At 70.3% G+C, this 19,293-nt stretch carries 18 protein-coding genes; 6 read left to right on the forward strand and 12 right to left on the reverse strand.

From position 1 onward, the window contains the following. Positions 1–137 precede the first annotated feature (137 nt). Together AB5T46_RS01825 and AB5T46_RS01830 are read right to left on the reverse strand one after the other, a co-directional pair. The gene (locus AB5T46_RS01825) at positions 138–686 is read right to left on the reverse strand and encodes a cob(I)yrinic acid a,c-diamide adenosyltransferase (protein WP_370562106.1); all 549 of its coding nucleotides are present in this window, start codon (positions 684–686) and stop codon (positions 138–140) included. 60 nt (positions 687–746) lie between these two features. Next, positions 747–1,343 carry a DUF6580 family putative transport protein gene (locus tag AB5T46_RS01830; protein ID WP_370562107.1) on the reverse strand — a complete coding sequence of 199 codons (597 nt, stop codon included), beginning with the start codon at positions 1,341–1,343 and terminating at the stop codon, positions 747–749. Positions 1,344–1,473: 130 nt separating this feature from the next. On the opposite strand from AB5T46_RS01830, the gene ubiH reads away from it, so the two are divergent. Both ubiH and AB5T46_RS01840 read left to right on the forward strand, forming a co-directional pair. Beyond that, entirely contained in the window at positions 1,474–2,679 is a 1,206-nt protein-coding gene (gene ubiH, locus AB5T46_RS01835) for a 2-octaprenyl-6-methoxyphenyl hydroxylase (protein WP_370562109.1), read from the forward strand. Next, positions 2,676–3,854 carry a UbiH/UbiF family hydroxylase gene (locus AB5T46_RS01840; protein ID WP_370562111.1) on the forward strand — a complete coding sequence of 393 codons (1,179 nt, stop codon included), beginning with the start codon at positions 2,676–2,678 and terminating at the stop codon, positions 3,852–3,854. Before ubiH ends, AB5T46_RS01840 begins: the two co-directional genes overlap by 4 nt. Before the next feature lie 102 nt (positions 3,855–3,956). Here the strand turns inward: AB5T46_RS01840 and AB5T46_RS01845 are convergent, their stop codons facing one another. From AB5T46_RS01845 to AB5T46_RS01865, 5 genes are all read right to left on the reverse strand, one after another. Further along, complete coding sequence (locus AB5T46_RS01845; RefSeq protein ID WP_370562112.1) at positions 3,957–4,484, reverse strand: EF-hand domain-containing protein; 528 nt, start codon at positions 4,482–4,484, stop codon at positions 3,957–3,959. Between the two features lie 118 nt (positions 4,485–4,602). Further along, positions 4,603–5,649, reverse strand: coding sequence for a 23S rRNA (cytidine(2498)-2'-O)-methyltransferase RlmM (gene rlmM, locus AB5T46_RS01850; RefSeq protein WP_370562113.1), 1,047 nt, complete (start codon positions 5,647–5,649; stop codon positions 4,603–4,605). Between the two features lie 102 nt (positions 5,650–5,751). Further along, positions 5,752–6,327, reverse strand: a complete 576-nt coding sequence (locus AB5T46_RS01855) for a nucleoside deaminase (RefSeq protein ID WP_370562114.1) — start codon at positions 6,325–6,327, stop codon at positions 5,752–5,754. Beyond that, positions 6,327–6,707, reverse strand: coding sequence for a hypothetical protein (locus AB5T46_RS01860; protein WP_370562431.1), 381 nt, complete (start codon positions 6,705–6,707; stop codon positions 6,327–6,329). Before AB5T46_RS01860 ends, AB5T46_RS01855 begins: the two co-directional genes overlap by 1 nt. Before the next feature lie 20 nt (positions 6,708–6,727). Continuing rightward, complete coding sequence (locus tag AB5T46_RS01865) at positions 6,728–8,470, reverse strand: glutamine--tRNA ligase/YqeY domain fusion protein (protein WP_370562115.1); 1,743 nt, start codon at positions 8,468–8,470, stop codon at positions 6,728–6,730. 269 nt (positions 8,471–8,739) lie between these two features. On the opposite strand from AB5T46_RS01865, the gene AB5T46_RS01870 reads away from it, so the two are divergent. After that, positions 8,740–10,923: a diguanylate cyclase gene (locus AB5T46_RS01870; protein WP_370562116.1), complete on the forward strand. Its 2,184-nt coding sequence runs from the start codon at positions 8,740–8,742 to the stop codon at positions 10,921–10,923. A gap of 319 nt (positions 10,924–11,242) precedes the next feature. Then, positions 11,243–12,163 carry a DMT family transporter gene (locus tag AB5T46_RS01875; protein WP_370562117.1) on the forward strand — a complete coding sequence of 307 codons (921 nt, stop codon included), beginning with the start codon at positions 11,243–11,245 and terminating at the stop codon, positions 12,161–12,163. A gap of 87 nt (positions 12,164–12,250) precedes the next feature. Here the strand turns inward: AB5T46_RS01875 and rnk are convergent, their stop codons facing one another. The 4 genes from rnk to ahpC form a co-directional block, all read right to left on the reverse strand. Then, a complete protein-coding gene (gene rnk / locus AB5T46_RS01880) occupies positions 12,251–12,775 on the reverse strand; it encodes a nucleoside diphosphate kinase regulator (protein ID WP_370562118.1) in 525 nt (174 codons plus the stop codon). 51 nt (positions 12,776–12,826) lie between these two features. After that, complete coding sequence (oxyR, locus tag AB5T46_RS01885) at positions 12,827–13,780, reverse strand: DNA-binding transcriptional regulator OxyR (protein WP_370562120.1); 954 nt, start codon at positions 13,778–13,780, stop codon at positions 12,827–12,829. Between the two features lie 22 nt (positions 13,781–13,802). Further along, on the reverse strand, positions 13,803–15,395 hold the full coding sequence (gene ahpF / locus AB5T46_RS01890) for an alkyl hydroperoxide reductase subunit F (RefSeq protein ID WP_370562122.1): 1,593 nt from the start codon (positions 15,393–15,395) through the stop codon (positions 13,803–13,805). Between the two features lie 154 nt (positions 15,396–15,549). Then, positions 15,550–16,113 carry an alkyl hydroperoxide reductase subunit C gene (gene ahpC, locus AB5T46_RS01895; protein WP_370562123.1) on the reverse strand — a complete coding sequence of 188 codons (564 nt, stop codon included), beginning with the start codon at positions 16,111–16,113 and terminating at the stop codon, positions 15,550–15,552. Positions 16,114–16,699: 586 nt separating this feature from the next. On the opposite strand from ahpC, the gene prmC reads away from it, so the two are divergent. Both prmC and pip read left to right on the forward strand, forming a co-directional pair. Then, positions 16,700–17,560, forward strand: a complete 861-nt coding sequence (gene prmC, locus AB5T46_RS01900; protein WP_370562125.1) for a peptide chain release factor N(5)-glutamine methyltransferase — start codon at positions 16,700–16,702, stop codon at positions 17,558–17,560. A gap of 35 nt (positions 17,561–17,595) precedes the next feature. Beyond that, a complete protein-coding gene (pip, locus tag AB5T46_RS01905; protein WP_370562126.1) occupies positions 17,596–18,537 on the forward strand; it encodes a prolyl aminopeptidase in 942 nt (313 codons plus the stop codon). Positions 18,538–18,697: 160 nt separating this feature from the next. Here the strand turns inward: pip and AB5T46_RS01910 are convergent, their stop codons facing one another. Continuing rightward, on the reverse strand, positions 18,698–19,255 hold the full coding sequence (locus AB5T46_RS01910; RefSeq protein ID WP_370562127.1) for an NUDIX hydrolase: 558 nt from the start codon (positions 19,253–19,255) through the stop codon (positions 18,698–18,700). Positions 19,256–19,293 lie beyond the last annotated feature (38 nt).

Consider the following 19,293-nt stretch of genomic DNA (forward strand, 5'->3'; position numbering starts at 1 on the left):
GTAACGCGGCCCGGCCTGCCGGCCCCGCGCAGCGCGCAGGGCGTTCGCCCGAGGCGCGAGGCAATGCCTCGAAAACGCCTCGTGCTCACTCATGGCCGGCCGCTCGGGAGCGCAGCGAATGCCATTCAAGGCATTCGCTAGCGGCGCTCCCGCACCCACAGCACCTCGCCATGGCCGTCGGCGCGCGCCAGCACGCGCGCCAGCACGAACAGCAGGTCCGACAGGCGGTTGAGATAGCGGATCGCCTGCGGCCGTACCGCGTCGTGGCGCGAGAGCGTCACCGCCTCGCGCTCGGCACGGCGCACGACGGTGCGGGCCAGGTGGCAGCGCGCGCCCGCCTCGCCGCCGCCGGGAAGAATGAAGTCCTTGAGCGCTGGCAGAGCCTCGTTGTGGTGGTCGAGCTGCTGCTCCAGCCGTTCGACGTCGGCATCCTCGATTGCGGCATGGCCGGGGATGCACAGCTCCCCGCCGAGATCGAACAGCTGGTGCTGGACCGTGGTCAGCAGTGCGCGCACGTCGTCGGGCAACGGGCATGCCAGCACCAGGCCGATCGCCGAGTTGGCCTCGTCGACGGTGCCGTAGGCCGCCACCCGTGCCGAGTCCTTCGGGACCCGGCTGCCGTCGCCGAGTCCGGTCGTGCCGTCGTCGCCGGTGCGAGTGTAGATCTTGGAGAGGCGGTGTCCCATTACCGGCTTCAGCTTGATATCCGGGCGGCACGACCTTGCGGACAGGAAGCCCGCATGTGGTCAGACCGTCTGCGGCTGCAGCATCGGCAGCCGCCTGCGCAGCAGTGCGAAGCCGCCGAACAGCAGTGCGGAATAGAACAGGGTGCCGAGCAGCGTCCATTTGAAGAACGGCAGCGCGGCGACATAGCAGGGCAGCAGCCCTTCCCGGCAGGTGGAAAGGCCGGCGACATCGAAGGCCGTCAGCCAGGCTGCGAAGTTGCTGAGCATGAAGAACAGCACCGAGCCGATCAGCGAATAGCCGAGCACGCGCGTACCGTTCACCCGTCCGCGCAGGCCGAAGCCGAGCACGGTGGTCACGGCGATGCAGGCATAGTTGGTGAGGAGGCTGGGCGCATATGCCGCGCTGGTGTAGTACTCGAAGTACGTCGAGCCGAGGACCAGTCCGAGCACGAAATCGGAGATCAGCATCGCCAGCAGCGGGACGACCAGCGCCAGCCAGCGCTTGGCGAAGTAGGCACCGCCGAAAAGCGCCACCGCCTCGAGCGGCGCGAAATTGGGGGGCAGCGGCAGCAACCGGGACAGTGCCGCCAGCAGGATCATCGCGGCGAGCACCAGCGGACCGGGGGCGAAATTCGATGCACGGGCGGAAGAGGTCATTGCGGGCGCATGTCGGAGTTCGGGCGGGTAGTTTAGCGGAAGGGGAGAGGGGCCGCCGAAAAGGGAGGCACAGGTGTGAAGGCGGGCCGGCTTCCGGTTCCAACGCGTCGCGCTCACGTATCATCCACCCATGCCATCGCAACACGACGTCCTGATCATCGGCGGCGGCCTGGTCGGCGCCAGCCTGGCGATCGCGCTGGAGCGGACCGGCGTGGACGTCGGCCTGGTGGAGGCGACGCCGGGTGCGCTGCCGGCGGTCTTCGACGAGCGCAACCTCAGCTTCGCCGATGCCACGGTCAATGCGCTCACCGCGCTCGGTGTATTGCGGAAACTGCGCGCACCGGCCGGGGAAATCCGGCGCATCCACGTCAGCCGTGCCGGCGACTTCGGTCGCGTGCTGCTCGACGCGCGCGACTACGGGCGGGAAATGTTCGGCCGGGTGGTGGTGGCGCGCGATTTCGGCGAGGCGCTGGCGGAGCGGCTGGGCGAGCTGTCGCGGCTGACTCGCTACCGTCCGGCGCGTTTCCTCGGCTGCGAGGAGGCCGGCGAGGTGCGCGCCGTGCGGCTGGCCGACGGCGACGGCGAGCGCATCGTCCACGCCCGCCTGCTGGTCGCCGCCGACGGCACCCACAGCGCCGTGCGCGGCGCGCTCGGCATCGATGCGGACGTGCACGACTACGCGCAGACGCTGCTGGTGGCACGGGTGCGCACCTCGCGAGCTCCTGACGGCACCGCCTACGAGCGCTTCACCGCGCACGGGCCGACCGCACTGCTGCCGCGGGGCGATCGCCACTACGGCGTCGTCCATGGCGTTGCGCGCGCGGAGGCGGAAATCGCCCTCGCGCTGGACGAGGCCGGGTTCATCGACCGCATCCAGCGCGCCTTCGGCTGGCGCGCCGGCCGCCTGCTTGCCGCCGGTACGCGCAATGCGTATCCGGCGCAGCGGGTGGCGGCGCGACGCACCACATCCGTGCGTGCGGTGTTGGTCGGCAACGCCGCGCAGACCTTGCATCCGGTCGGCGCGCAGGGCTTCAACCTCGGGTTGCGCGATGCGCTGGTCCTGGCCGAGTTGATCGCGCAGCGGCCGGAGGATCCCGGCACGGAAGCCCTGTTGCAGGCGTACGTCGCGCGCCGGCACGAGGATCGCGAACGCACGCTGGCCTTTTCCGACGGACTGGCGCGGATCACCGCCAACGATGCGCCGCTGCTGCGGCCGCTGCGCAGCCTCGGCCTGCTGGCGGCGGATCGGATGCCGTCGCTGCAGTCGCTGCTGGCCGGCGGCGCGATGGGCTATCGCGGCGACGTGCCCGCGCTGTGCCGGAATGCCCGCGCATGAGCCGGCGCCGGCGCAGCGACGTGGTCGTGGTCGGCGGCGGCGTGATCGGGGCCGCCTGCGCACTGGCGCTGGCGCGGCTGGACCTGACGGTCGAACTGGTCGAGGCGGCCGCGCCGCCGGCATGGTCCGCCGACCGGTCGGACCTGCGGGTGTACGCGTTCGCGCCTGACAACGCGGCGCTGCTGGATGCGCTCGATGTCTGGCGCGGTGTCCGTGAGAGCCGCGCGCAACCGTATCGCCGCATGCGCGTGCGCGATGCCGGCGGTGGCGGCGAGCTGACGTTCGATGCCGATGCCCTGGGGCGCGAGGTGCTGGGCTGGATCGTCGAGCACGGTCTGCTGGTCGACCGGCTGTGGGCGGCGTTGCCGCAGGCGGGCGTGCACGTGCGCTGTCCGGCGCGGGTGCAGGCGCTGGAGCAGGACGACGACGGCGTGGTGCTGCGCCTGGACGACGGAGGCCGCCTCGCCGCCCGGCTGGCGATCGCCGCCGACGGCGCCGATTCCACGTTGCGCCAACTCGCCGGGATCGGCGTCGCCACGCACGACTATGGCCAGCGCGGGGTGGTCGCCTATGTCGCCACCGAACGCGCGCACGAGGACACCGCCTGGCAGCGTTTCCTGCCCGGCGGGCCGCTGGCGTTCCTGCCGTGCGCGGACGGCAGCAGTTCGATCGTCTGGACGCTGCCCGCCGCCGAGGCGACAGCCATGCTTGCGCTCGACGACGATGCCTTCGGCGCGGCCGTCACCAACGCCTTCGATGCGCGCCTGGGCGCGGTGCGGCCGTTGTCGAAGCGGATCGCGTTCCCGCTGCGGCGTCAGTTGAGCGAGTGCGAGGTCGACGGCCGCGTGCTGGTGCTGGGCGATGCGGCGCATGTCGTGCATCCGCTGGCGGGGCAGGGCGTGAACCTCGGCCTGCGCGACGTGACGGCGTTGCGCGATACGGTGGCGCGGGCGCAGCATCGCGACAGCGACTGGACCGCGCCGCAGCGGCTGCAACGCTGGGCACGCCGGCGCCACAGCGAGAATTCGGTCGCCGCATGGAGCTTCGACGGCATCAACCGGGTGTTCTCGAACGACGCGCTGCTGCCGACGCTGCTGCGCGGGCCGCTGCTCGGCGCGGCCGGACGGATGCCGCCGCTGGTCGCGGCGCTGTGGCGGCGCGCCGCCGGCGGCTGACAAGGAACTGCGACAGGGCTTGTCAACAGGCCCTAGGCTGTATCGACATTACGCTTTCCATGCCCCGTTGTCCTTGTAGGAGGGAGTGAATGTCGATTCGCCCTAGCGGGTCCAGCCCGACAGTTCTTCCTGGCTCAGGCGGCCGTCGCGGTAGCTGTCGGCGGCGTCGAATTCTGCGCTGAGGCTCTCGTTGGCGCGCGCCTCGCTGCGGCTGAGGTGGCCGTCGCCGTTGCTGTCGAGGGTGGCGAAGTCGATCCGGTACTGGCCGACCACCGAGTTCGGCAGCTGCGAGTTGATCCGCACTTCCTGGCCGTTCTGCGTGATCACCGCGGTCCCGGTGTCGGTCGACGCCGGTGGCGCGGTCGAACCGGTCGGCGTGGTGGGGGTGGTCGGCGTGACCGGCGTCGGTGCCGGCTGCGCGGTCGGATCGACCGGCGTGGCCGGTTGCGGCTGTGCGGGATCGACCGGCGTCTGCGGCGTGGTGTCCGCGACCGGGTCGACCGGAGGTTCCGGCGCCGTCTGGGTGGCGGGGTCGGCGGCGGTGGGCGGCGTCATCGCATCCTGTGCCGGCGCGGCCAGCGGTGCGATGGCGAGCAGGGCGATCGTGAGGGCTTGGTTCCGATATGACATGGGAGTTCTCCTCCGATGACATGGTGTGAAAGCCGGATGAAGAACCGAACGTGTCATCCGGTGCTCGACCGGAACCGTATGCCGCCCGCCATGAACAGGGTTTGAAATCCTGCCGCGTTCAGCCTGCTGCCGCGAACACGGTGATCTCCTCGCGGTCGTGGTACAGCTGCCGTGCACGGATCGTCAGCGGCCGGCCCGCCTGGTCGGCGAACAGGTCCAGGCACAGCCGGGTTTCCTGCCAGCGCTTCTTCATCGGCAGTTTCAGGTTGAACACCGCATGACGGCACCACTCCTCGCGGAACCAGGTAGCCATGCGTTCGGCGACGCGGCGCGGCTGCTCGACCATGTCGCAGACCATCCAGTCCAGGGTGCGCTCGGGCGACCAGCGGAAACCGTCGGCCTGCAGGTGCTGCACCAGGCCGGTATCGAGCAACTGCGGTTGCAGCGGACCGTTGTCGATCGCGGCGACGCGGAGGTGGTGCCGGGTCAGCACCCAGGTCCAGCCACCGGGCGCGGCGCCGAGGTCCGCGGCCTGCATGCCCGGCTTGATCCATGCGCCGCGCTCGCGTTCGCCCAGCAGCGACAGCAATGCCTCCTCCAGCTTCAGCGCCGAGCGCGAGGGCGCGCCGGCATGCAGTTTCAGCCGCGGGATGCCGAGCGGCCAGGGGGCGCTGTCCTCGATCCGGCTGCGGCCGAGCAGGACGCGGTCGCCGGCGACGAAGCACACGTGCAGCCGCGACAGCCGTGGATCGGGCTGCGCGGTGAGGAAGCCGCGCTGGCGCAGGACCGGCCGCAACGCGTTGCCGAAGCTGCGCGCCAGCCCGGACAGCGGCTTGCCGGCATCCGAGTCCGGGTGCTCCATCCACAGCTCGCCGTAGCGGCCGCGGCCTTCCAGCGCGGCCAGCACGGGGGTAATGCGATCGCGTGGATCGAGCCCCTCCAGTTCGGCGATCAGCACCGCCTTTTGCCGCGCGAACACCAGTTGCCGCCATGGCAGCGCCTGCGACAGCGCGTCGGCGTCGTCGGCGTGGAAGATCAGGTAGCCATCGTCGCGGCCGGCACGGGCGTAGCCGGCGATGCCGGCCAGCGCCGCGCGTTCGGTGAGCTCGGCCGCCAGTTCCGGTTCGAAGCCGGCGCGGCAATAGCAGATCAGGCCATCGGGCATGTGGATCCCTTCATTTCGCCCCGTAGAGCGGAGCTTGCTCCGCTGCTCTCGCGGCTACGGAGACTGCGTAGCGGAGCAAGCTCCGCTCTACCGGGAGGCGGATCAATATCGTTCGCCGCCGCCGGTGCCATAGGCGCGCAGCACCTCGCAGGCGGCGTCCCGATGCAGATCGCGCACCACGGCGATGCCGCGGCGCTCCAGTTCGCCGGCCCAGTCGGCCGGCAGCGGACCCTCGTCGAACTCGGTCAGCGCCATGACGTCCTCGGCGCGGGCGCCGATCAGCAGCCGGTCGATGCCGGCCCAGACCGTCGCGCCGTAGCACTGGCAGCACGGCTGCGCGGAGGTCGCCAGGGTGTAGTGCCCGGCCGGCCGATCCTGATCGTCGCGGTTCAGGCGCGCGCGCTGCAGCCGCTGCTGCGCCAGCATGCAGGCCATGGTTTCGGCATGCGCCACCGAGCAGTGCTGCGCCAGCACCCGGTTGACGCCGACCGCGACGATGCGGTCGTCCGGGCCGAACACCGCGGCGCCGAACGGTCCGCCGCTGCCGGCCTCGACGTTGCGCCGTGACAACTCGACGGCCAGCGCCACCTTGTCGGCGTCGCCGGACACCGCGGCGTCCGGATCCACCGCCTCGTGCACCCACGCCGGCAGGGCGAGTTGCAGCTGTGCGCGGAGCATCACTCGAGCGGTGCCTGCAAGGGCTGCCGCACCGCCTCGCAGCGGTCCTGCACGCAGCTGCAGGCGGAGATCTCGCGGAAGCCGCAGGTCGACGCCATGCCGGTTTCGGTGCAGCGCGCGCGCACTGCCTCGGGATCCGGCTGCGCCTCGCGGTTGACGCAGGCGGGGAAGTAGCCGCAGCAGTTGCCGACGTTCTTGACCGCACAATCGCTGTCGGCGCGGCAACTGCGATCGAGTTGCAGTGGATCGCCGCCGGTGCTGCCCGCCGCTTCCGGCACGGGTGCGGGCACGGACGCGGTCTGGCCGGTCGCCGGCGGCGCCGCGCAGGCGGCGAGCGCCAGCATCAGCAGCCAGGTGCACAGGTTCGGAATTGGTTGCATGCGCATTGTGCCCTCCGTTGTCAGGTCCGTGCCGCCCAGGTGTCGCGCAGCGTCACACTGCGGTTGAACACCGGCGCGTCGGCGGCGTGGTCGTGCCGGTCGGCGACGAAATAGCCGAGCCGTTCGAACTGGACGCCCTGCTCGGCCTCCGCGCGCGCCGCCGCCGGCTCCAGGTAGCCCCGGACGCTGCGGCGCGACTCCGGATTCAGGTGATCGCGATAGCCCAGGCCGTCGCGCTCGTCGTCGGGGTCGGGCACCGAGAACAGGCGGTCGTAGAGCCGGATCTCGGCCGCGACCGCGTGCGCGGCGCTGACCCAGTGGAGCGTGCCCTTGATCTTGCGGTTGGCGCCTTCCATGCCCGGGCGCGATTCCGGGTCGAGCGTGCCGCGCAGCTCGACGATCGCGCCTGCGGCATCCTTCACCACCTCGTCGCAGCGCACGATGCCGGCGCCGCGCAACCGCACCTCGCCGCCCGGTACCAGCCGCTTCCAACCCTTGGGCGGGACCTCCGCGAAATCGTCGCGCTCGATCCAGAGCGCGTTCGAGAACGGCACCTCGCGGATTCCGAGCGATTCGTCTTTCGGATGGTTGGCGAAGCGCAGGGACTCGGCATGGCCGTCCGGCAGGTTGGTCAACACCAGCTTCAGCGGATTGATCACCGCCATACGCCGCGGCGCGTGCGCGTCCAGCTGGTCGCGCAAGGCGCCTTCCAGCACCGAGAAATCGATCACCGAATTCTGCTTGCTGATGCCGATCCGGTCGATGAACAGCCGCAGCGCCCCGGGGGTGTAGCCACGCCGGCGCAGGCCCTGCAGGGTGTACATGCGCGGATCGTCCCAGCCGTCGACCAGGCCCTCCGCCACCAGCGCCGCCAGCTTGCGCTTGCTCATCACGGTGTAGTTGATGTTCAGGCGCGAGAACTCGATCTGGCGCGGCTTGCCGGCCTCGTTCGGCAGTCCCTTGGCCAGCAGCGGCGCCAGCAGGTCGGGCGAGCGGGCGAGGTCGACCTTGTCCACGCACCAGTCGTACAGCGGCCGGTGGTCCTCGAACTCGAGCGTGCACAGCGAATGGGTGATGCCCTCGATCGCATCGCCGAGCGCATGCGCGAAGTCGTACATCGGGTAGATCGGCCAGGCGTCGCCGGTGTTCTGGTGCGTCGCCCGCTTGATCCGGTACAGCGCCGGGTCGCGCATGTTGATGTTGCCGCTGGCCATGTCGATCTTCGCGCGCAGGGTGCCTGCGCCATCGGCGAACTCGCCGGCGCGCATGCGCCGGAACAGGTCCAGGTTCTCCTCCACCGTGCGGTCGCGGAACGGCGAGGCGCGGCCGGGCTCGGTGAGCGAGCCGCGGTACTCACGCACCTGTTCGGCACTGAGATCGCAGACGAAGGCATCGCCCTGGCGGATCAGTTTCTCGGCGGCGAGGTAGTACACCTCGAAGTAGTCCGAGGCGTGGCGCAGGCTGGCCCATTCGAAGCCGAGCCAGCGCACGTCGTCCTGGATCGCGCGCACGAACGCCGGGTCTTCCCTGGCCGGATTGGTGTCGTCGAAGCGCAGGTTGCAGGCGCCGCCGAACTCCTCGGCGAGGCCGAAGTCCAGACAGATCGCCTTGGCATGGCCGATATGCAGATGGCCGTTGGGTTCGGGCGGGAAGCGGGTGCGGACCACCCGGTGCTTCCCGTCGGCGAGGTCGTCGCGAACGATCTGGCGGATGAAGTCCTGCTTGGCGCCCGCCGGCGGCGCGTCGGCGGGGGCCGCGGACACGGGCGGAGGCGTGGACGTGGGAGGGGTGCTCATGCGGTGCGGAGGGCCAAAAAACGACAGTGTAGGGCCTGCTGCCCACCCGTGAGCGGCCGGCGGCGGCAGGCCGGCTGGCCGGTCGGGGCCGCGGCAGCCCGTTCAAGTGAATTGTGACGGTGTTATCGTTTCCGCGGCATGCAATTTGCGACTGACCGGGAGGGGAGAAGCATGCAGGTCATCGAACAGGTCATTGAGCGATACGCGCCACGGGTTTCCCGGGCCGGAAGACCGGTGTGCTGAACCGGTCCGGGCGGGCACGCCGCCACGACGCCGTTTTCGCGGCCGGGCTCGCCGTGCTGCTGTGCCTGCTTGGCGCCGCGATCGTCGGCGGCAGCGATCGCGCTGCTGCCGTCCCGCTGACGGTGATCCCGGCGAGCGAAGCCGGCATGGGTGCCGGCGGGGCCCTGCTGCATGCGGGCGCCCGCCCGCGGCAGGGCCCCGCGCGCCTGCGCTTCGAGCTGCCGCCGCTACAGCCGGAAGGCCAGAGCTGGACGGTCTGGATTCCGCGCGTGCCGATCTCGGCGCTGTGGCTGCAGGGCCGCGACTGGCGCAGTCCGCAGCACGGGTTCTTCTCCTCGGACGAGGGCGAAGAAGCGGCACTGTCGGGCGGTTATCTGATTCCGTTGCCCCGGGACTGGCAGGGCACCGTGGAGCTGGACCTGTACGTCGAAGGCGCCGCCGCGACCGCACTGCAGCCGCGGGTGCTGCGCGCGGATGCCGCCACGCGGGTCGAGCGGCGCGCCGTGGCCATCGCCGCGGCCATCTACGCCGCACTGTTCACGCTGTCGCTGCTGTCGCTGGCACTGTATGCCGCCGCCCGCGACCGCACCTTCCTGTCGCTGTCGACCTGCGCGATCCTGGCGCTGCTGATGCTGGCGGGGATCAACGGCCATCTCTACGGCATGCCCGGATTGCGCCTGCTCGCCGGCTGGCAGACGCACGGGCTGTGGATGTTGGCGTTCCTGTTCCTGGCGTCGTGGGCGAAGCTGGTGCAGCACTATGTCGGCCTCCAGGGGTCCGGCACCGTCACGATGCGGTCCTTGAACGTCGCGGTGCTGGTCCTGCTGGCGGCCGCCGGCCTGTCCCTGCTCGATCTGCGCCTGTTCGATCCGGTGCTGCAGCCGCTGGTGGCCCTGGGCTGGGCCGCGGTCGGCCTGGGCAACCTGGTGTTGCTGGTGGACGCGGGCCGGGGGCGGCTGGCGATGGCCCTGCCGTTGGCGGTCGTGGTGCTGGCCACGCTGCTGTTGGCGCTGCTGCGACATCTCGCGGACTTCGGCGTCGTGCCCGGACTGGCGGCGACGCGCTACGGCTTTCAGTGCGGACTGGTGGTGCTGATGATCGTGTTCGCGGTGGGCCTGGTCGGCAGGATCAGCGAGTACCGCGACCAGCGCGACTACGATCGGCTGGCGCGTGAGGACACCGAGCGGCGGATGCTGCGGGAGGCTGCGCGCACCGATCTGGTCAACGCGCTGCAGGCCAAGTTGCGGCAGCTGGCGCCGGGCGATATCGAGTGGACCGCCTTCAGGCTGCTCTTCGATCATCTGCTGCCGCTGCTGCCGGTGGAGTCGATGGTGGTCGTCGCGCAAGGCTTCCATGGGCGCGACCTGCTGGTGACGCACCCGCATGACCAGAAGGACCGGCTGTGGCTCGACCTCGAGCGTCGCCTGCTCGCGCTCAAGCGCCAGGCCGCCAACAGCATCGCGTTGCAGCAACCCGTGACCACACCGGAAGCAGTCGCGATCGAGGCGATGATCCCGCTGCAGATCCGCGCCCCGGCCTGGGGCGCGGTGCTGCTGCAGCGCCGCGGCGGCGACGGCTTCACCAGCGACGAGATGGCGCTGGCGACGGAATTCGCGCGACTGGCCCAGATGCAGGTCGAACAGGCGATCGCAGCGGTCAACCTGCGCCGCTCGGCCGAGCTCGACGCCCTGACCGGCAGCCTCAACCGGCGTTCGATCGACCAGTGGCTGGCGCGCTCGTTCGTCGAGGCCGAGCGCGATGGGCAGCCGCTGTCGGTGCTGTTCGTCGATCTCGACCGGTTCAAATCGGTCAATGACCGCTTCGGCCACGCCTGCGGCGACCATTGCCTGCGCGCGGCCGCCGCGGCTCTGCGTGGAGCCCTGGGCGGGGGCGACCTGTTCGGTCGCTACGGCGGCGAGGAGTTCATCGCGATCCTGCCGGGTCACGGCGGCGCGGCGGCGCGGCAGGTGGGCGAAGAGTTGCGCGCGGCGGTCGAGCGGCTGGCGGTCGAATGGGAAGGGCAGTCGCTGCGGCTGACGGTCAGCGTCGGCGTCGCCACTCGCCGCGACCGCGAACGCACTCCGGCCGCGACCATTGACCGTGCCGACAAGGCGCTCTATGCCGCCAAACGCAGTGGGCGCAACTGCGTGCACGTGGCGCCGGCGGTGTTCAGCTGATCGGTGGCGGGAGGCGGGCTGTGGACGCCGGGATGCGAGTTCGAGTCGCGAGTTCCGGGCCGGAAAGGTGCGCACGAACGTTGCTCGTGATGCCGGCGCAGGGCGAAGTGCTTCACGACGGTGCAGGTTGCTCATCCTTTTTGAGACGGCGGTGAAAGCGTAGGGGTCCCGGCTCTTTTATTTACACTGCCCGTGGCGACGGTGCTTTTGTCGCCGCGTCGGAATGGTCTGCCTGGCGCGGCCGTCTCTCGGCGCAACGGAGAAGTCTTCCTGGCGCGGCGCTGCTAAAGTTCGCGGCCCTACCGATCGCGGACGCAACATGCAGCAGGCAAGAGGCGAGCGCGGCGCCCTGTTATGGATGCTGACCGGCGCCGCGCTGATCGGCACCAACGCCCTGATGGTGCGTTTCGCGGAGACGCCGCCGACGGTCTCGGCGTTCTACCGCATGTTGTTCGGCGGCCTGCTGCTTGTGTTGCTGGTGGCCGCGCGGCGCGACTGGCGGCCGTTGCCGGGGCGCGTGTGGCTGTGGACGCTGGTGCCGGCGGCGGCGTTCGCCGGCGATCTGTGGCTGTGGCACCGCAGCATCCTGCTGGTGGGCCCCGGCCTGGCGACGCTGCTGGCCAACGCGCAGGTGTTCTTCATGGCGCTGGCCGGCGTGGCGCTGTACCGCGAGCGGATCGGGCCGCGTTTCCTCGCCGGGATCGTGCTGGCGTTCTTCGGCCTGTGGCTGCTGCTGGGCGGGGAATGGGACAGCCTGCCGCCGGAGTACCGCTGGGGCGTCTGGCTCGGACTCGCCACCGGGGTGTGCTATGCCGGCTACAACCTCGGCCTCAAGCGCACCCAGCACGAGGCGCACCGGACTACCGGCGGCAACGCGCCGATCGCGCAGGTGCTGGCGCTGGCGTCGCTCGGCAGCGCGTTGCTGCTGGGGCTGGCCGGGGCCGTCGAGGGCGTGTCGTTCGCGATTCCGAACGCGCGCTCGCTCGCCTGGCTGTTGCTGCTGGCCGGGCTCGGGCACTGCCTGAGTTGGGTGCTGATCTCGCGGGCGATGCCGCACCTGCGGGTGGCGGTGGTTGGACTGCTGCTGCTGCTGCAGCCGGTGATCGCGTTCCTGCTCGACGTTGCGCTGCTCGACCGGCTCACCAGCTCGCGCGAGTGGCTCGGATTGGGATTCACCCTGGCCGGCATTTTCCTGGCCGGGCTCAGGGGCCGCACGCGGCTGCCGCTGCAGTCTGGCTGACACGCCGTCGCGCAGCCCGGCGGTTGAGCCGGCCCCGTCGATCTCATGCGACATCGTGTGCCCCTGCGATCGCGAGCGCGCGCAGGCTCATCGCTCCGTGTCGGCACCGGTTCCGGGTGGCTGGACGGCCAGTACCGTCAGGCGCAACTGACGGCCATCCGGCGTGCGCCAGTCGATGTGCTGGCCGACGGAGAGGCCGAGCAGGGCGCTGCCGACCGGCGCCAGCACCGACACGCGTCCGGAGGCGACGTCGGCCTCCTTCGGATAGACCAGCGTCAGGCAATGCCTGTCGCCGCTGCGCTCGTCCTCGCATTCCACCGACGAGTGCATGCCGACCACTTCGGCGGGCATGTTTCCCTGCGGACGCACCTCGGCGCGCAGGAGTTCGTCCTGCAGAGCGCGTGCCGCCGGCTGGGAGCGCCACTCGTCCGACTCGAGCAGCGATTCCAGGCGCTCGGCGTCGGGTTCGGACACGATGATCGAAGGCGGGATGATCGAAGGCGGGATGATCGAAGGCGGGATGATGGAAGGCGGGAGTCCGCTGTGCCGGTTGTCGATCATGGTCTGTTCCTGTGAGGTGAACGGTTGACGAAACGCAGGCGGGCGGCGCATCGCGCGCCGCCCGCCGTAGTGTCGTCACCGTAGCCCTCGCCGGGACGGGGTTCAAGTGGCCGTGGAATCCCGTTCGGCGGGCGGCATCCCGCCGGTCCGCGGCTCGAACTCGAACAGGTCCGCAGGCAGTTGCCGGAACACCTCCGCCAGCCGCAACAGGAAGCCCTCCATCGCCGAGCTGCGCCGCCAGACCATGGCGATGCGGCGGCTCGGACGTGAATCGTGGAAGTCGAGCAGATGGATGTTGTCGGAACGTGCGACCGGCGGCTTCACCGCCAGCATCGGCAGCAGGGTGACGCCGACATCGGCGGCGACCATCTGCCGCAGCGTCTCCAGGCTGGTGGCGCGGAACTCGCTGCGCTCGCCGGCGCCGCCCAGGTGGCAGACCTCGAGCGCCTGTTCGCGCAGGCAGTGGCCGTCCTCGAGCAGCAGCAGGCGCTGCTCCGACAGCTCCCGCAGCGCCAGCGAGTCGCGTTGCGCCAGCGGGTGGCGGCCGGGAACCGCCAGCAGGAACGGCTCCTCGAACAGGAACTCGGCATGCAGCTGCTCGTCGTGCACCGGCAATGCCAGCAGCCCGGCGTCGAGCCGGCCATCGCGCAGCCGCGTCAGCAGCACGTCGCTCTTTTCCTCCACCAGCAGCAGCTCCAGCTGCGGGAAACGTTCGCGCAGGCGCGGAATGACATGCGGCAGCAGGTACGGCCCCAGGGTGGGAAACATGCCCAGCCGCACCGTGCCGGCCTCCGGGTCGCGGTTGCGCCTGGCGGCCTCCTTCATCTGCTCGACCTCGGCGACGATCCGGCGCGCGCGCTCGGCGGCCTCGTGCCCGGCCGGCGTCAGCATGACCTTGCGCGGCGCCCGCTCCACCAGCACCACGCCGAGTTCCTCCTCCAGCTTGCGGATCTGCGTCGACAGTGTCGGCTGGCTGACGAAGCATGCCGCGGCGGCGTGGCCGAAGTGCCTGTGGTCGGCCAGCGCCACCAGATAGCGGAGATCGCGCAGGTTCATCGCGGTCGGCCGTCGGGGCCGGTCACGCGGCCTGCGCCACCGGCTTGCCGGAGGCGGGCAACGGCGCGCGGATCAGGTGGTCGAACGCGGACAGCGCCGCCCGCGAACCTTCGCCCATCGCCACCACGATCTGCTTGTAGGGCACGGTGGTGCAGTCGCCGGCGGCGAACACGCCGGGCACGTTGGTGCGGCCGCGCTCGTCGACCACGATCTCGCCGCGCGGCGAGAGCTCGACGGTCCCGGCCAGCCACTCGGTGTTGGGCAGCAGGCCGATCTGCACGAACACGCCCTCCAGCGCCAGTCGGTGCGCGTCGCCGCCTTCGCGGTCGCGGTACACCAGGCCGTCGACCTTGCTGCCGTCGCCCACCACCTCCAGCGTCTGCGCGCTGGTGATGATGGTGACGTTGCCCAGGCTGCGCGCCTTGCGCTGCAGCACCTCGTCGGCGCGCAGCTTGTCGTCGAACTCCAGCACGGTGACGTGCTGGACAATGCCGGCCAGGTCGATCGCCGCCTCGACGCCGGAGTTGCCGCCGCCGATCACCGCCACGTGCTTGCCCTTGAACAGCGGGCCGTCGCAGTGCGGGCAGTAGGCCACGCCGTGGTTGCGGTACTCGTCCTCGCCGGGGACGTTCAGCTGCCGCCAGCGGGCGCCGGTCGACAGCACCACCGAGCGCGCCTTCAGTTCGGCGCCGCCGGCCAGGCGCAGGCCGACCAGGCCGTCGTCGCCGGCCGGAAGCAGCGCTTCCGCGCGCTGCAGGTCCATCACGTCGACGTCGTACTCGCGCACGTGCCGCTCGAGCGCAGCGGCCATCTTCGGCCCCTCGGTCTCGGGCACCGAGATGAAGTTCTCGATCGCCAGCGTGTCGTGCAGCTGGCCGCCGAAGCGTTCCGACACCACGCCGGTGCGGATGCCCTTGCGCGCCGCGTACACCGCCGCGGCGGCGCCGGCCGGCCCGCCGCCGACCACCAGCACGTCGAACGGCGCCTTCGCCGCCAGCTTCGCCGCCTCGCGCTCGGCCGCGCCGGTGTCCAGGCGCGCCAGGATCTGCTCCAGCGTCATCCGGCCCTGTTCGAATTCCCTGCCGTTGAGGTAGACCGTCGGCACCGACATGATCTGCCGCGCCTCCACCTCGTCCTGGAACAGCGCGCCGTCGATGGCGGTGTGGCGGATGCGCGGGTTGAGCACGGCGGCGAGGTTGAGCGCCTGCACCACGTCGGGGCAGTTCTGGCAGGACAGCGAGTAATAGGTCTCGAAGTGGAAGTCGCCCGCCAGCGCGGCCACCTCCTCGAGAGTCTCGGCCGCGGCCTTGGGCGGGTGGCCGCCCACCTGCAGCAGCGCCAGCACCAGCGAAGTGAACTCGTGGCCCAGCGGCAGCCCGGCGAAGCGCAGGGAGATCTCGCGTCCGGGCGTGGCGAGGGCGAACGAGGGCTTGCGCTCGTCGTCGTCGCGGCGGGTCTCGACGCTGATGCGGTCGCTCAGCCCGGCGATGTCGTCGAGCAGCGCAAGCAGGTCGCGCGACTTCTCGCCGTCGTCGACCGAGGCGACGATGTGGATCGGGCGGACCAAGCGTTCGAGGTAGCCCTTGAGCTGGGTCTTGAGATCGGCATCCAACATGGCATCTGTTCCGGAAGTCGTGGGGCGTGCGGCCGCTTGGGCCGCGTCGGGGGGAGTGCACCGAAGCCGGCTGACCGGCGGCTGGCGGCGGCGGGCGTGCCGACCGACCGGCTTGGGTGCACTCCCGTCCGGGGACGGGAGTGCGGGTGCGGCGTCAGATCTTGCCGACCAGGTCCAGCGACGGCTTGAGGGTCTTCTCGCCCTCCTGCCACTTGGCCGGGCAGACCTCGCCCGGATGGGCGGCGACGTACTGGGCAGCCTTGACCTTGCGCAGCAGCTCGCCGGCGTCGCGGCCGACGCCCTCGCAGGTCACCTCGACCAGCTGGATCACGCCCTGCGGGTCGATCACGAACGTGCCGCGGTCGGCCAGGCCCTGGCCCTCGCGCATCACGCCGAAGTTGTTGGTGACCACGCCGTTGGGGTCGCCGATCATCGGGAACTGGATCTTGCCGATCGCCTCGGAGGTGTCGTGCCAGGCCTTGTGCGAGAAATGCGTGTCGGTGGACACGCTGTAGATCTCGGTGTCGATCTTCTTGAACGCCTCGTAGTGGTTGGCCAGGTCCTCGAGCTCCGTCGGGCAGACGAAGGTGAAGTCGGCCGGGTAGAACACCACCACCGACCACTTGCCCTTCAGGTCGGCCTCGGTCACTTCGATGAATTCGCCGTTCTGGAACGCGGTGGCCTTGAACGGCTTGATTTCGGTATTGATCAGGGACATGGAGATCCTTTCGATTGGGGTGATGGGGAGGGGAAAAAACCGGCCGTTGCCGACCGGGGAAGCGACAGGATAGGGCAGACCTATTGATACGTAAAATCGATAGTCAGAATGTATTTAATAGAGATTACCTATCGATATGCTCGGTATTCATCTATTTCGCAAGGGGGCTTGACCTACGTGCTGCGTTGCAACAAAATCGAGACGTCTCCCGGTGTCACCGAATGTGTGGTGGCCCGGCAAGTACGACGAGCGGTGACGATCCGCTCAACAGGTTCCGTGTCCCGTACTCCCTCCCACGCGCGATACGGAATTTGAAGGCGGCTTCGGCCGCCTTCTTTTTGCCTCTTTCGCGTGGTTTCCGGAAGCCGGCGTGGTGCCTCGCCGGGGTGGCCGTCCACCGACCGTCGATCCTTGTGTGGGAGCGGCACCGGACGCGACCGCGCAAGCCGACGGCAGATGTTCTCTGCCGTTGTTTTCCTTCGCAACGCGCGGCGGCGCGTTCATCGTGGTCGCCACCATTGCGTCTGCCTGGCGCGATCGCCGCCGATGGGTCTGCCTGGCGCGGCGGCGGTTACGATTGACGCCCATGACGATCTCTCCCGCGCCGTGTCCGGACGCCTCGCAACTGCTGCGACGCGCCGGCGCGCGCATCGACCCCGCCGACGCCGCGCTGCTGCTCGCGCATGCGCTGCGCCGGTCACAGGCGTGGCTGTACGCGCATGCGACCGATCCGGTGGAGGCCGCGGCCGCGGCGGAGTTCGAGGTGCTGGTTGCGCGCCGCGCTGCCGGCGAGCCGGTGGCCTATCTCACCGGCCATCGCGGCTTCTGGACCCTCGACCTCGCGGTCACGCCGGACACCCTGATCCCGCGCCCGGAGACCGAACTGCTGGTCGAACAGGCGCTGCTGCGGATCCCGCCGGGACGGCCGGCGCGCGTCGCCGACCTGGGCACCGGCAGCGGCGCGATCGCACTGGCGGTGGCGAGCGAACGTCCCCGTGCCCGGGTGGTCGCCACCGACATCAGCCGTCAGGCGCTGGCCGCCGCCGCCGCCAATGCCGACAACCACGGGATCGGCAACGTCGAGTTCCGCCATGGCGACTGGTGGTCGCCGCTGGCGGGCGAGCGCTTCGATCTGGTCGCCAGCAATCCGCCCTACATCGCCGCCGCCGATCCGCACCTGCTGCAAGGCGACCTGCGCTTCGAGCCGCCCGGCGCGCTGGCGTCCGGCCGCGACGGGCTGGATGCGATCGGCGCGATCGTCGGCGGTGCGCCGGCACACCTCGCGCCGGGCGGCTGGCTGCTGTTCGAGCACGGCCACGCGCAAGGCGAGGCCGTGCGCGCGCTGCTGCTGCGCGCCGGCTTCGTCGCGACCGCGACCGAACGCGACCTCGAGGGACGCGAACGCGTCACCGGTGGCAGGCTGCCCGGTCCGGCCGGGGTGGACTGATAAACTGGCGCGTCAGTCTTCAAGACGGATCCGCGATGCGAACGCTTTACCCCGAGATCGAGCCCTACGACACCGGCACCCTCAAGGTCGACGACCGCCACACGCTCCATTACGAGCAGTGCGGCAATCCGAAAGGCAAGCCGGTCGTGCTGCTGCACGGTGGCCCGGGCGGCGGCTGCAGCGCCAAGATGCGCCGCTTCCACGATCCGGACAAATACCGCATCGTGCTGTTCGACCAGCGCGGTGCCGGGCGCTCCACGCCGCATGCCGACCTCGCCGGCAACACCACCTGGGACCTGGTTGCCGACATCGAGAAGCTGCGCGAACTGCTCGAGATCGAAGGCTGGCAGGTGTTCGGTGGTTCCTGGGGCTCGACCCTGGCGCTGGCCTATGCGCAGAGCCATCCGCGGCGGGTCACCGAACTGGTGTTGCGCGGCATCTTCATGCTGCGGCGCTGGGAACTGGAGTGGTTCTACCAGGAGGGGGCCTCGCGATTGTTCCCCGAGGCCTGGGACCAGTACGTCGACGCCATCCCGCCGGCCGAGCGCGACGACCTGATCGCCGCCTTCCACCGCCGCCTGACCAGCGACGACGAGGCCACCCGGCTGGCCGCGGCCCGCGCCTGGAGCGTATGGGAGGGCGCGACCTCGTTCCTGCGCGTCGACCCGGATTTCGTGCAGGGGCACGAGGATCCGCGCTTCGCGCTCGCCTTCGCCCGGATCGAGAACCACTACTTCGTCAACGGCGGCTTCTTCGAGGCCGACGACCAGTTGCTGCGCGACGCCTACCGCATCGTCGACATTCCCGGCGTCATCGTCCACGGCCGCTACGACGTGGTCTGCCCGGTGCAGAACGCCTGGGACCTGCACAAGGCCTGGCCGAAGGCCGAGCTGGTGATCACCCCGGCCTCGGGCCACTCCGCGTTCGAAGCCGAAAACGTCGACGCGCTGGTGCAGGCGACGGATCGCTTTGCCTGAGGCGCGCCAGGCAGACGCATCGGTGGCGACCACGATGAACGCGCCGCCGCGCGTTGCGAAGGGAAACAACGGCAGAGAGCATCTGCTGTTTGGTCCGCGCGTCGGGGCCTCTCCTACAGGGGGTTGTGGTCAAGCTCCGGGGTAGGGCGATTCTGTCTGACTAGCTGGCCGGCGAGCCGTCCGGATTGAATTCGATCATCCACAGCCCCGCCCACAGCTTGAGGTCGATCTCGAAGCCCTCGGCATGCTTGCGCATCAGCCAGGCTGGGGCGTCGCGTCGCGGCACCGTGTGCACGGTGATGTTCTCGCTGCCGACGCCGCCGCCTTCGCCGACCTTGTGCAGGTCGCGGGCACGGGCGAAGGCGACGCGCTCGTTGCTCATGCCGGCCGTGGTGGGGCCGGTCAGCAGCACGTCGATGCGATCGGCATCCCAGCCGGTCTCCTCGATGAGCTCGCGGCGTGCGGCGGACTCGACCGAATCGTCGTCGAGATCGTCCCCGATCAGGCCGGCCGGCATCTCGATGGTGGGCGCGCCCAGCGGCACCCGGAACTGCTCGACGAACAGCACATGGTCGTCCGGCGTGACCGCGATGACGATCACCGCCATCCCGTCGCGGCCGTGCGTGCGCTCGCACGATTCCCATTTGCCGCGCCGGACCATGCGCAGCCATTCGCCCTCGTAGAGCAGTTCGACGTCGTCCGCTGGATGTTCGTTCATCGGCGCATGCTAGCGCGTGACGCATGACAGGCGAAATG

Source organism: Luteimonas salinilitoris, from assembly GCF_041300785.1.
In the GTDB taxonomy this organism is placed as follows: domain Bacteria; phylum Pseudomonadota; class Gammaproteobacteria; order Xanthomonadales; family Xanthomonadaceae; genus Luteimonas; species Luteimonas salinilitoris.

What these genes read in the sequence shown, in the direction of transcription:
- AB5T46_RS01860 (WP_370562431.1), bottom strand. Translation starts at nt 6,707, where the DNA reads ATGCAACCAATTCCGAACCTGTGCACCTGGCTGCTGATGCTGGCGCTC.
- ahpF (WP_370562122.1), bottom strand. Translation starts at nt 15,395, where the DNA reads ATGTTGGATGCCGATCTCAAGACCCAGCTCAAGGGCTACCTCGAACGC.
- prmC (WP_370562125.1), top strand. Translation starts at nt 16,700, where the DNA reads ATGACGATCTCTCCCGCGCCGTGTCCGGACGCCTCGCAACTGCTGCGA.
- AB5T46_RS01855 (WP_370562114.1), bottom strand. Translation starts at nt 6,327, where the DNA reads ATGCTCCGCGCACAGCTGCAACTCGCCCTGCCGGCGTGGGTGCACGAG.
- rnk (WP_370562118.1), bottom strand. Translation starts at nt 12,775, where the DNA reads ATGCGCCGCCCGCCTGCGTTTCGTCAACCGTTCACCTCACAGGAACAG.
- AB5T46_RS01910 (WP_370562127.1), bottom strand. Translation starts at nt 19,255, where the DNA reads ATGAACGAACATCCAGCGGACGACGTCGAACTGCTCTACGAGGGCGAA.
- AB5T46_RS01830 (WP_370562107.1), bottom strand. Translation starts at nt 1,343, where the DNA reads ATGACCTCTTCCGCCCGTGCATCGAATTTCGCCCCCGGTCCGCTGGTG.
- AB5T46_RS01825 (WP_370562106.1), bottom strand. Translation starts at nt 686, where the DNA reads ATGGGACACCGCCTCTCCAAGATCTACACTCGCACCGGCGACGACGGC.
- AB5T46_RS01845 (WP_370562112.1), bottom strand. Translation starts at nt 4,484, where the DNA reads ATGTCATATCGGAACCAAGCCCTCACGATCGCCCTGCTCGCCATCGCA.
- pip (WP_370562126.1), top strand. Translation starts at nt 17,596, where the DNA reads ATGCGAACGCTTTACCCCGAGATCGAGCCCTACGACACCGGCACCCTC.
- rlmM (WP_370562113.1), bottom strand. Translation starts at nt 5,649, where the DNA reads ATGCCCGATGGCCTGATCTGCTATTGCCGCGCCGGCTTCGAACCGGAA.
- ubiH (WP_370562109.1), top strand. Translation starts at nt 1,474, where the DNA reads ATGCCATCGCAACACGACGTCCTGATCATCGGCGGCGGCCTGGTCGGC.
- ahpC (WP_370562123.1), bottom strand. Translation starts at nt 16,113, where the DNA reads ATGTCCCTGATCAATACCGAAATCAAGCCGTTCAAGGCCACCGCGTTC.
- AB5T46_RS01840 (WP_370562111.1), top strand. Translation starts at nt 2,676, where the DNA reads ATGAGCCGGCGCCGGCGCAGCGACGTGGTCGTGGTCGGCGGCGGCGTG.
- oxyR (WP_370562120.1), bottom strand. Translation starts at nt 13,780, where the DNA reads ATGAACCTGCGCGATCTCCGCTATCTGGTGGCGCTGGCCGACCACAGG.
- AB5T46_RS01875 (WP_370562117.1), top strand. Translation starts at nt 11,243, where the DNA reads ATGCAGCAGGCAAGAGGCGAGCGCGGCGCCCTGTTATGGATGCTGACC.